The sequence below is a fragment of the Vibrio sp. ED002 genome (assembly GCF_023277445.1).
Classification (GTDB): domain Bacteria; phylum Pseudomonadota; class Gammaproteobacteria; order Enterobacterales; family Vibrionaceae; genus Vibrio; species Vibrio jasicida.
In genome coordinates this window covers 1,668,481-1,680,233 of sequence record NZ_CP080239.1, presented here as the reverse complement: position 1 = coordinate 1,680,233, position 11,753 = coordinate 1,668,481, and the positions used below count along the sequence as shown (strand labels likewise).

At 43.8% G+C, this 11,753-nt stretch carries 9 protein-coding genes; 7 read left to right on the top strand and 2 right to left on the bottom strand.

Annotated elements, in window-relative coordinates; genetic code table 11:
* Positions 1-216: 216 nt before the first annotated feature.
* Positions 217-666, top strand: a complete 450-nt coding sequence (locus ITG12_RS24130) for a DUF302 domain-containing protein (protein WP_248874323.1) — start codon at positions 217-219, stop codon at positions 664-666.
* Positions 667-694: 28 nt separating this feature from the next.
* On the opposite strand, the gene ITG12_RS24125 is transcribed toward ITG12_RS24130, so the two are convergent.
* A complete protein-coding gene (locus tag ITG12_RS24125; RefSeq protein ID WP_349292938.1) occupies positions 695-1,633 on the bottom strand; it encodes a hypothetical protein in 939 nt (312 codons plus the stop codon).
* Positions 1,634-2,071: 438 nt separating this feature from the next.
* Between ITG12_RS24125 and ITG12_RS24120 the strand changes: the two genes are divergently transcribed.
* Positions 2,072-4,822 (top strand): M16 family metallopeptidase, encoded by a 2,751-nt coding sequence (locus ITG12_RS24120; protein WP_248874319.1) that lies wholly within the window; start codon positions 2,072-2,074, stop codon positions 4,820-4,822.
* Positions 4,823-4,887: 65 nt separating this feature from the next.
* Here ITG12_RS24120 and ITG12_RS24115 read toward each other — a convergent pair whose 3' ends face one another.
* A complete protein-coding gene (locus ITG12_RS24115) occupies positions 4,888-5,214 on the bottom strand; it encodes a (2Fe-2S)-binding protein (RefSeq protein WP_042600617.1) in 327 nt (108 codons plus the stop codon).
* 208 nt (positions 5,215-5,422) lie between these two features.
* On the opposite strand from ITG12_RS24115, the gene ITG12_RS24110 reads away from it, so the two are divergent.
* The 5 genes from ITG12_RS24110 to ITG12_RS24090 all read left to right on the top strand — a co-directional run bounded on the left by ITG12_RS24110 (position 5,423) and on the right by ITG12_RS24090 (position 11,750).
* Positions 5,423-5,851: a Spy/CpxP family protein refolding chaperone gene (locus ITG12_RS24110; RefSeq protein WP_038868873.1), complete on the top strand. Its 429-nt coding sequence runs from the start codon at positions 5,423-5,425 to the stop codon at positions 5,849-5,851.
* Positions 5,852-6,419: 568 nt separating this feature from the next.
* Complete coding sequence (locus ITG12_RS24105; protein ID WP_248874317.1) at positions 6,420-7,220, top strand: tyrosine-type recombinase/integrase; 801 nt, start codon at positions 6,420-6,422, stop codon at positions 7,218-7,220.
* Between the two features lie 394 nt (positions 7,221-7,614).
* Positions 7,615-8,349 carry a helix-turn-helix transcriptional regulator gene (locus ITG12_RS24100; protein ID WP_248874315.1) on the top strand — a complete coding sequence of 245 codons (735 nt, stop codon included), beginning with the start codon at positions 7,615-7,617 and terminating at the stop codon, positions 8,347-8,349.
* Between the two features lie 332 nt (positions 8,350-8,681).
* Positions 8,682-9,215, top strand: coding sequence for a fimbrial protein (locus ITG12_RS24095; RefSeq protein ID WP_009706582.1), 534 nt, complete (start codon positions 8,682-8,684; stop codon positions 9,213-9,215).
* A gap of 69 nt (positions 9,216-9,284) precedes the next feature.
* Positions 9,285-11,750, top strand: coding sequence for a fimbria/pilus outer membrane usher protein (locus ITG12_RS24090; protein WP_248874313.1), 2,466 nt, complete (start codon positions 9,285-9,287; stop codon positions 11,748-11,750).
* Positions 11,751-11,753 lie beyond the last annotated feature (3 nt).

The following is an 11,753-nucleotide window of genomic DNA, read 5'->3' as shown; positions in this document are numbered from 1 at the left end:
GTTATCTCTTACTCAGTAAAATAGGTCGCGTATTTTATGTGCTTCACGGTTTTAATGTTGGACTGATTAACGCTTTATTAATCTGAATCAATTTTCACTCTGGGTCGGTCTATTGTTGATAAGGAAAGCCGAAAATCAAACACGTACAAGTCGCGAGTCTGGGTCTTGGCTTCTATAGTTTTTGGGTAATGAGATCTAAGCATAAGGAATCAGCAGATGGTAAAAGCAATAACAGTAGGATTAGTCGCAGCGTTGGCGTCATTTTCCTCTTTGGCAGAAGAAAGTGTGGTACGAGTCGCGAGTCAACATTCGGTGCAAGATACCGCGAATAAGTTTGTCGAAATCGCGCAAAGTAAGGGCTTAAACGTGTTTGCACGTGTGAATCACCAAGAGAATGCAGCTAAGGTCGATATGGCGCTACCTCCAACCGAAGTGATTGTGTTTGGTAATCCCAAAGTGGGCACGCCGCTGATGCAATGCGCTCAAGAAGTCGCGATAGATTTGCCGCAAAAAGTGTTGGTTTATGAAGATGCAGAAGGCAAAACTTGGCTCGCTTACAACAACCCAATGTATTTAAAAGAGCGCCACAAGATTGAAGGGTGTGACGAGGTGTTAACCAAAGTCAGTGGTGTACTGAGTAAGCTCACAGGGGCGGCTGCTAAGTAGACTTTCGACGTCCTTGAGAGCTTGATCATTATGCCGCCTGAGGTCTTGGTCTTTCCATGTGTGAGCAGCATTCTGGAAGCCATCCATTGCGATGAGCGGCGTTGTATGCCCCGCGACAGCAGCGTAACCAATCTCGCTTGTTTGCGAAGTAGGACGCGCTGCCTTTGCAAATTTTGAGCGTCCACTTTGAGCGAGCAGAATGCATGTGTTCACAGCACTTTTGTGTCCAGCCATTGCGGTGTGCTGCGAAATACGCGCCACTGCACCCTTCTTGCCATGCAGTTCGCGTACGATAATTAGCTGCACTGGCTTTACATGTTTCGAACGTCCATTTTTTCTGTGTTCTTGGCGCCCCCATGTGCTCACAGCATTCGTCTAACCATCCGCGATTTCTCGCTGCTTGGTAAGCGCTTTTGCAAGCGGCAATCCACTCTGTGCGGGTCTGAAAGGCGCTTGCGCTCTTGACACAGGCCTCTCGATTCCACTTCAACTCTATTTGTTTCATGTGCTGGCAGCAGTCTTCTAGCCAGCCGTTTCGGTTGGCCGCGTTATAAGCACCGCTGCAACCGCGCTGCCAATCGGAGCGTGTTTGGTACTGTTTGGCGTTGTCTGCACAAGTTTCGAAGGTCCATTTTTTACCAGTCCGAGAAGGGAGCATATGTGCACAGCAGTCCTCCACCCAGCCGTTTTTACGGGCGGCGTGATAAGCGCTTTTACAGCCCCGGTTCCATTGTGACCGTGTGTTGTATCGCGCAGCGCTTTGTTTGCATTTCTCAAATGTCCATTTGATGCCGACTCGCTGCATGTGCGCGCAACACTGATCTAGCCATCCATTACGATAAGCGGCGCTGTAGGCTGCCTTGCACCCTTCGCACCATTGGGTTCGTGTCTGATAATGAGCCGCACTCTGTTTGCACAGTTCGAGACTCCATTTTCCGCGTTTTTTGGGAAGATCCATTAGGTTCATAAGCGCACCCCTTCAAACGTTTTTAACTGGTGATGTTGAGCCGTTTCCCTAGATAAAAGTCTGCCGTACTCTCTGTGGAGTTTGCTTTCGCTGACAGGTGATGGTGATGATTGTTATGCCTTTTTGTACGGTTTCTTCGCCCTTTCGGGTCAAATGAAGACAAAAGTAGTGGAAGGAGAAAATAGAATAGGGTTAAACGAGTCGGTTTATTTGTGCGCTAGCGCAAGAATTTAATCGGTGCATGACGATCAGCTTCATCCATACTGAAGAAACCTAATTTTAAATTAGCAAAGCGTTATCTAAGTCTTTGTAAATGATTCTTATTTTTATAAAGTGTGATCGAAGTCTTACTATTCGGGCGTATATTTCATATTAAATATCAAGCATATGACGTGACCGATATATTGCCTCAATTAATCATTGTTAGGGACGATAGTTATGCGTAGCACGTTGTTAATTCCCGCATTATTGCTGTCAGGGTGCGCTCTGACGCCCCAATCTACACCTCTTCAAACTGACCCTAATTGGGTTGTTGACCAACTTCCCAATGGGATGAAATACCACATTTACCCAACTCAAGATGAAGAAGTTTCGGTACGTTTGATGATGAACGTTGGCTCATTCCAAGAAGAAGCCAATCAAAAAGGCTATGCACACTTTATTGAGCACATGGCGTTCAACGGCAGTACCCATTTTTCTGGTAATGATGTAGTGAAGTTGTTTGAAGCTTCTGGTGGCAGTTTTGGTGCAGATATCAATGCCACAACGACCTATCAACAGACGACCTATAAGTTGGATTTGGCTAACCCTGAAAAGCTTGATGATGCGCTAACTTGGATGCGCGACATCAGTGATGGTATTCAGTTTGATCCAACACAAGTGGAGAAAGAGAAAGGCGTCATTTTAGGTGAGTGGCGACGTTCTCGTCCCGATGATAAATCCCTATCTTTTAACGCGTACCAAGCTTCAATTGAAGGCACGCCTTACGCAGAGCACGACCCTATTGGTACACGTAGTTCTATAGAAAACACAACTTCGCCTGCACTCAAAACGTTTTATGACAAATGGTATCAACCACAATACGCAGAGCTTATCGTGACGGGTAATGTGGATGCAGAATCACTGACTAAGATTATTGAGAGTAAGTTTTCTAACTGGGATAGTACATCCGATGCTGTTGTTGAAAAACGTCGTGACATCCGAGCAAAAAATGCAGACCGTATTTTGCCAAGTAGTCAGATGGAGTCGCCGAGTTTGCACTTGATTATCGACCGAGATTCGGTGAGTCGTCAAACCATGCAAGATCAACATAAAGCATGGCAAGATGAAATCAGTGCTCAACTTATTCAACAACGCCTACTTAGTGTTTTGAATGATGCTGCGGAGTCATTTCAATACGCGTACGCACAACCATACTCTTCAAACTATCACCGCATGATGTCTGCTGGTGTTTCATTTGCACCAGAGCGCCGAGAGAAAATCCAGCAAATCTTCATGAACACATTGACGTCCTTGCGTGACTATGGTGTTACTCAACAAGAACTCGACGGGATCATATCGGGTTGGTATGGGGAGCTGGCTAATCTCGATTCTGATTGGTCGAAACGCAAACCAGCAGGCTATGCAGAAGCGCGTGTATTCCAACTAGAACAAGATTCAGTGAGCCAATCCAAAGCAGGCTATGAATTGAGCTTGTCGACGTTTGTTAAGAGCAATACGCTAACCCATGCGAATGAAGCGTTGGAGGCTCTTCTTTCTCAGCCAGCAAGTTTTGTTGTCGGCTTAGGTAAAACAGAAAATAAAGCTCAGTTCGCTGGAGAATTTGCCCTGTTGAGTGCCGCTTACGCACAAGCGGGGGAAAAGCCTTTGAACATGTACGCGAAAGCCGATGGTTTTGTTCAGCCAAAGAAAGAAGGCACTATTGTAAGTACTCGTGAAGATGCGGGTGGTTTCCAAGTGTATACCTTGTCAAACGGTGTGGATGTTTGGTTCCAAAAGGACGATAAAGCGGCCAATCGAGCTTATGTTTACTTCGTCAGCCAAGGTGGTAAAGCCGCGTTAGATAAGCCACTGTATCCTGCGTTTGACGTGGCAACGATGGCAGCAGCTCGTAGTGGTTTGGGTGATTTTTCTGGTTCTGAACTCGACAGTTATTTACGTAAAAACGATATCTCGTTGTTCCCTATTTTAGGACCAACTAACCATGGCATAGAGGTCATTACTCCGAAAGCGCATTTGGCAAGTGCGTTAAATGGTTTGTACAACATTGCCACTGATATCAAAGTGGATGAACGCCAACTAGAAGCGGTGAAACGAGAGTTTTTTCAGCAGCGCCGTGCCTTTTTTGAGTCGTCGATGGGGAAATGGATTAAAGCGGCGAACGAAAACTCGTACTTACCAAACAGTCGCCATCGTTTGTTACCAAGTGATGGTGTAAAGGATGTGACACCTGAGCAGGTTCAAGCGGTACATGATGCTTTGTTCAACTACAATCGCGGTTTTAAAATGGTCATTGTGGCGGATGTTGAACCAGAACAAATTACCCCATTGTTGCGTAAATACGTCGCCTCTATTGATATGCAGGTAGGGGAACCGGTGGATTACTCGATTGATTTCAACCCAAATGCATTAAGCCGAACGGTGATGGAAGAAGGTAACGAACCGTCATCGATGTATTTATTACGTCTAACCAATCAGCACGAGTCGCCAAGAACTGGGCATGACATGATTGTGGAAGACATGCTTCAACGTATTGCGGCTGCGCGTGTTACAGAGCAATTACGTGAAGATGCAAGCTTGGATTACAGCCCGAGTATTTATCCAATCACACAAGATCGTGAAATGGTGTCCGACTGGTTCTTGGAATCTCAAATCGATCCTAAAGACGTTAGCAAAATGGATGCGCAGTTAGATAAGGTTTTTGATGAACTGGCTAAAAATATCACTCAAAAAGAGGTTGATACCGCAGCTAAACAACTTGCGGTTGCAATGAAGGATTTGGATGATAATCCGGGCCAACGTAGCTGGGCTTACACACGCTATCTTGTTCATGGATATGGTTTAAACACATTGCTTGATGTAGATAAAGCGGCTCAGAGTGTGACGTTAGAAGAAGTAAAAGCCAAAGCGAAAGAGGCATTTGGCATCAAAGCTAAGCGAACAACGATTATTCTAAATCCAAAATCGTAATCATCTACAAGGGCGACGTGTGAGTCGCCCTTTTTCTATCTCGCTTTGCCAATTCCTTGCTCGATTTAGCCACATTGGCAGGGCTTTGTTTCGCCTTTCTTTATTTGTTGTTTGTAAGTTTTTATCGCTTGTTTACGTTCTTCGTCTAAATCTGCGCGGCGCACAATCACTTTCATGCCTGATTGAGGCTTTACCTTACACGCGTAAAGAGGCGTGCCATTAACTTCTACTTTGCAAGCATGGCAGCAACCGTGTTTACGCTTGTTCTTTAGGCAGGGCGCAGCGATATTCACTTTGACCTTGCGGGCTGTTTCTACCAAGTTCTGATCATCTGGTGAAATCGCGATTTGATGGTTATCAATCTCTATGATTGCAGGTTTGAAGGTAAACATAATCTCTTAAAATTCAGTAAAACAATAACTAAGACGACAGAGGCCGAAAAAAGACGACGCATTTCCTTATTTTTTGTTCGGTTCCTTGCGATGCACTTCTAATGCTGTTTTTGTGAAGGAAAGTCGCACATTAATAATAGGCAGGAAACCATATGGTATCGCTTGAGTCTGACCTTACTCCTGATTGAAGTAAATAAAGGTTCCCCCAATGAAACGCTACTTATTGTCGACAATTTTACTCCTAAGCAGTGCCAATGTATTTGCAGAAGCGGCACCCACTCAACCTGTAGCGCCAAAACCATTTGGTTTAGAAAGCATTACTGCTGATCAGCAAGCTAAGATTGAAGAAATTCAGCTTAACTTAAGCAGTACGCTGACTCAGGAGCAATCGCCACAAGATATCCAAGAAAGTGCGAAGCAGTTTGAGAAGTTAGTAAAAGCGTCATCGTTTGACGAAGCAAAAGCAAAAGCGCTGCTTGAACGAGCTAACAAGACACAAATCGATGTCCAGCTTGCAAAACTAAAAGCACAAAACGACATTTACAACGTTCTGACTGATGAGCAGAAGTCGACGTTAGAAAAGCGCCAACAAGAACAAATTAAAAAGTTTGAATCGATGAAGCAGCAAGCTCAGTAATCGAACGATTTTAATTATCTAATTGATTAAAAAGACACCTGATTAATAGGTGTCTTTTTTCTTGTCATTCAAAAATGAAAGGGACCTTTCCCATTCCTTAAATTAACGGTTATGAGCGGTGCTTTAAGGTCATCAAAACGTAACAAATTTAATGAGACTTATTGTGATCTTGGTTCAGTAAAAAAATCCTAATGATAACTAGATCACAAAACGAAGGCTTATCTAACGGGTGAGCACCGTTCTTATCACCAAGCAAACCGCCATCTTTCTGAGTAAAAAGTCAATATAGTTATAAGTCTAGATAAATTATCAAGTTAAGAGATGTATTTACCGAACAGATCAGCACTGTCGGAAGGCCAATTCAGCTTGATATAGTCCAGAGGATTTTGTGCAGGGGATTGGGCTCAACCAATCATTGCCTGCCCTGCACCATAGCATGAGAAAAATACGCTCAAACACGGGTTAATAAGCATTGGGTAATAACTGACGAACACTCATCCTTATTACTTATGGTTGTTTGAACTATATTTTAATTATTAATAATTATAACGCAATGGAAGGTATGTTTATGAGTACCGTACAGGCAATCAGTGACAAGCGCCTTGTAAAAAAAGCAGAGAAATACCTCAAGAGTCATCATGATGAAGTGTATTGGCTAATTTGGAGAATAGGTATTGAAACAGGGCTACGAATTACCGATATCACCAAGTTGGGTTACGATAATATCAATTTCGAATCCGGAGAAGTGGTTGTAATTGAGAGTAAAGGCACGCTAGCCCGACAAGCCAGAGCGAGGCATAAAGTCTTAAAAAGTGTCAAAAATGAGTTACTTAACTACTACAAGCGTGATCACACAAAACTGCTTTCTGTTTACGTATGTGACTATCGACACATCACTGATCTTGTTCCTCGCTGCTGGAAAGATAGCGTCCAAACACGATTAGAAGAAGCAACCAAAAGTGCGCCAGTGAAAAAAAGAGTGGCTTATCTCAGTCCGCGAACATTAACGGCATTAAAAAAGCGACAAAGAGTATGGCAAGGTCGAGACAGCGGATTCATCTTTTCAAGAGCGACACTGGGCAGTAATCGTGCAAAAAGGCTGCGAGGTGTCATTTCTCGACAAGCGTGCTGGCGGGTATTCTCATGCTTATCTTGTTGTATCGATGAGCTTCGCCAACACAAGATTGGTTGTCACAGCCTGCGTAAAATCTTTGCACGTCACCTTTATCATTCAAGTGATATGGATATTGGCCTTGTTGCTACTATCATCGGTCATCAATCTGTTGCGACAACATTGAGGTACATTGGCATATCTGATGAAGATACAAGAAGGGCGCAATTGCGGCTGTTTGACTACTTTTTCGCATAGCCAATAACAACACAGTTCATATTCTCAATGACTGAGGAAGCGACCGCGACCTCACGTTTTCTAATGTCTTGAATTCCTAGCGCTGATTATTTGCGTCTTTTTTCTGCATCCATTTGTGGCTGAAACGCACGGTGAGTCATCGGTTTTTTGACAGGGTTGCTCAGGTAAAGGCTGAATCTATCGATATCAACGTAGTTGTTCTTTACCATTGAATCAAAATGCCGTTTTTGTACATTTCTCTTTATTTTTTAATGGCATAGCATCAAATAACTCGAGACAAATTCTACAACCTATCCTCCTCAAACATACAGAGCATGTCCGTATTGCTTAACTTTTTTATGCCTATTTAACCTCTTGATTCATAAGTCAATTAAGCAGTGCAGGAGAACAGAAGATGAAATCGAACTTTTCTCATCACCTTCGAATGACACGAAAGAGAAGAGGTTGGTCTCAGAGAGAGTTAGTTGAGCGCTTGCACGATCTTTCCTTCTCTTTGTTTTCTGGGCTTGATGTGAATGCACTTTCTCGTTGGGAAAGCGAGAAGATACAACCGACACCTGAACGAATGGTTCAAATATTTAGAGCTCTCAGAATCAGTGTAGATGAACTTAAGGTTTGTGGCTTTCCGAAAAAACCTCAACTGATGAAGAGATTTGAGCGCTTTCGAAGAGGAAATTTTGGACTGATTGAACTTCCCCAAAGGCAGGGGAGGTGGCGGCGTTTAAAAGAAAAAGGCAGTGGTTATAAGTTTCTTAGAAGTCTCTGTTCCGTAGAGGAGTATGAGCCGTTTGTGACAGGTAGGGAGCGAACGGAGCTGTGGTCTGTTACTGGGTGCTATTTAGCATCAGTCACATATCGAATCGAAGGCGATACTTTCATTCTTCTCCACTCTGAAAGCTTAACTTACAGTGCGTTGCTGTCGACGATTGAGCGTTTGATTGAGCTATTGTACGAAAGTGAGGCAAAATTTTTTTGGATCGTCGCGGCTGAAAGAAAAGCGGCAAAGAAAGCTCGAGTCCTTCAGCTTGAAGAGGTTGGCTTTTGTTCGAATATATATTCTGGAACGTCAGATTATGTATTAGGCGAGTTGTTGACTATTCGCACTTGGAGCTCCTCAAATAACACTTAATTTTCACGAATTGTACGTCGAGTCATCGTTATCTTCGGAAAAACATTTAATTAGATGAATGTAAATTGGAACAGGTAAATAACATATAGGCTCGTAACAAGAATGCATTATTTCTTGATGAAAAGGAGCAAATAATTTAGGGAGAATTAATGATTTAGAACTTAATAACATTCACGCTAACCAAAAATCATAATGTTTGTGAAACGATACAAACATATCGAGTTGGAAATAAAACGTTTCCATCCACACATTTATTAAAAACTAAATTGCAACAATAAGAAGTCATCACTTCTTGTCTGCATTTATTCGCTAAAAATACACGGGATTTAAAAATGAAAGCTAAATTCATTCGCTCATCAATCGCAGCTACTTTTCTTTTTGGACTGATGTCTGCAACCCCTGCTTTGGCAGAAAACACGACCAACGTTTACTTCAAAGGTGAAATCGTAGAATCAGCATGTGGTCTATCACCAGACAGCATCGATCAGACAATCCAACTTGGTCAACAACCAACGCACATCTTTAAAGCAAAAGGTGACCGCTCTACACCAGTGCCTTTCCAAGTGAAACTGACGGACTGTGATACGACTGTAGCAACAAAAGCGGAATTCACATTCGATTCTAACCCAGACACTACTGGCGACCTATTCAGCGTTGAAGGCGGTGCAACGGGCGTTGGCGTACGTATCCTTCACGATGGTAACCCAATCGACAACGGTGACGTAGCAGCAAGCAACGTAATCGTAGACGGCACAAACATCGCGTCTTTCTCTGCAGCGTATGAAGCAAACGTAGACGTAACAGCAACACCTGTTACAGCGGGTGTTGCAGAATCTTGGGCGCTACTACGCGTAACGTACCCATAAGCAGTTGCCGAGAGAGCTTTGGCTATTTAGCCAAAGCTCTCGTTCTAATAAAAAACACTGGTTGATAAAATGCGTCGTCATTTACTCGGTTTAATAATTGTACTTTCCTTTCCTTCTTTTTCTTACGCGACCAGCTTCAATGATTATTTTATAAGAAGTAAAAATAGTGTCGATTTAAGCAAATTCTCGAATGCGAACTTTGTGGAAGACGGTAAATATGAGCTAGAGGTTTATATTAATGGGGAGTTCTTAACCAAAGAAAATATTGTATTTAATAACAATAAACCCTGCATTTCTGATGCATTAATGGACAGCCTTCCTCTTAGTGAGCGTGGTTATAAAGTCTACAAAGAAAACACGATCTCAGTTGATGGTGGTGTGTGTTATCAGTTTGAAGATGTCGGCTACACCAAAGTCACGTCCGATCTCGGTAAAGCACGTTTAGACATCACAACGCCTCAAGAATACATCGCCAACGAGTACAAATATGGCTTTGTGCCTGATCGTTTATGGGACGATGGCATCGCCGCGCTCTATCTGGATTACAACGTTAACTATTTTTCTAGCCAACAAGACGATGAAAACGGTTGGAATGACGATCTATCCACCTATGGCATTGTTGGGCTAAATGCCGGAGCGTTTCGCTTTCGAGCAAATTACCAAGCATCTAACAACTACTCGGGTGACTTTACTTCATTGTATGGCTACGCGCCGATTCGCAGCATTAAATCGAAATTGACGTTCGGTAATACCCAGTTTGGCTCGGACGTGTACGACTCGTTCCAAATGACGGGTGTTCGCCTGCAAAGCGATGACCAAATGCTGCCATCGAACTTGCGCGGTTACTCGCCAGTGGTCTCTGGCACGGTCAATACCAATGCGGTGATCACCATTCGCCAGCAAGGCAACGTACTTAAAGTAGTGAATGTGAATGCGGGACCGTATCTGATTGATGACCTATCACAAGCGTCTCAAGGTACGTTGGATGTTGAGGTCAAACAAGCCGACGGGACGATTCAACGTTACCAAGTGAACGGTGCAGATGTGCTGTACCTAACGCGACCTAATCACGTGCGTTATAGCGTTTCAGTGGGCATACCGGACAGTGATGCTTATGAGCACACGCCAGAGTTTTTCTCCGCCGAAGCGTCCTATGGCGTCAACAACTACCTGTCGTTGTTCTCTGCAACGCTGCTCTCTGAAGATTACCAATCTTACACTTTCGGTAGTGGTATCAACCTGAATTACTTCGGGGCGGCTTCATTCGATATTTCTTCTGCACAGGCGAAATTAGGCGACGACACGGATGCCTCTGGCTTGTCTTATGGCTTTACTTACAACAACACGCTGACCGACTTTGGCTTGGGCTTACGTGTGGCAGGCTACCGTTTTTCGGAAGAGCAATATTACGAATTTGATGAGTATTTGAAGTCTTATGATGACCGCACTTCTTCCATCGTCTATGCCGCGAACAACAACCGCAAAGATGAAAAATACATTGCACTAACCCAGAGCTTTGGCTCGACCAGTGCGTATTTGTCTTACACCTCAAACAACTATTGGGACAATCGCCGCGACAGTTCTCGTTACGACGTCAATATTTCGCATCCGTTGAAGATCAACGGGATCGATCTCTACTTAACGATGAACCTGTACAAGTCGAACGATTCATACATCAGTTACGACTACGAGTCGGGCATTAATGAATACTCGCCAAGCATTGACGAAAAAGGTTGGTCATTGGGAATCTCTATTCCTATTGGTGGCAGCAACACTGTCTCAGTTCAAACCAATTCACGCAGTGGCGACTACTCTCAAAACCTTGCCTACTCGGGATACAACAACGATGACGGTTCTAACTATCGCGTTGCTTACGATGTTTACGAGGGTGAATCCAACGGCGTAAGTGGCAACTACAATCGTGATTTCTCATTCATGTCGACGTCTGTTGGTGGCAGCTACAAAACCAACTCGTACAGCCAAGTAAACGCCAATGCGATGGGGACAGTGCTGCTTTCAAAACATGGCTTGGCATACAGCGCACTTAACTCGGGTACGTCGCGCATTCTTATCGACTCGAATGTACCAGACGTCACCATTAACGGCAGCAACAACGAAGAGACCAATGCGTTTGGCTTGGCGCTGATCAATGGCGTGACGCCTTATCAAAAGAGCTACAACACCATCGATTACAAATCACTACCTGATGATGTTGAGGTGCTCGGAAGCGTTAAGAGCATGGTGCTAACCGAAGGTGCGATCGGCTATCAAAAAATTAAAGCCCGCCAAGGCAGCAACTTTATGGCGCGCTTGCAAAGCGAACAAGACATTCCGTTTGGCGCATTGGTGTTTGACGACGAACTCAATCAAGAGATTGGCATTGTTGGGCAAGACTCAACGGCTTATCTGGTTGGCGTCAATCTCGATTCAAAAATCAGTGTGAGCTGGGGGGATAACCAAAGCTGCCACTTAATCATTGATGACTCAATCCTAAATAGTAAAGAAGTCATCCGTTCCGTTCATTGTGATAATTAATCA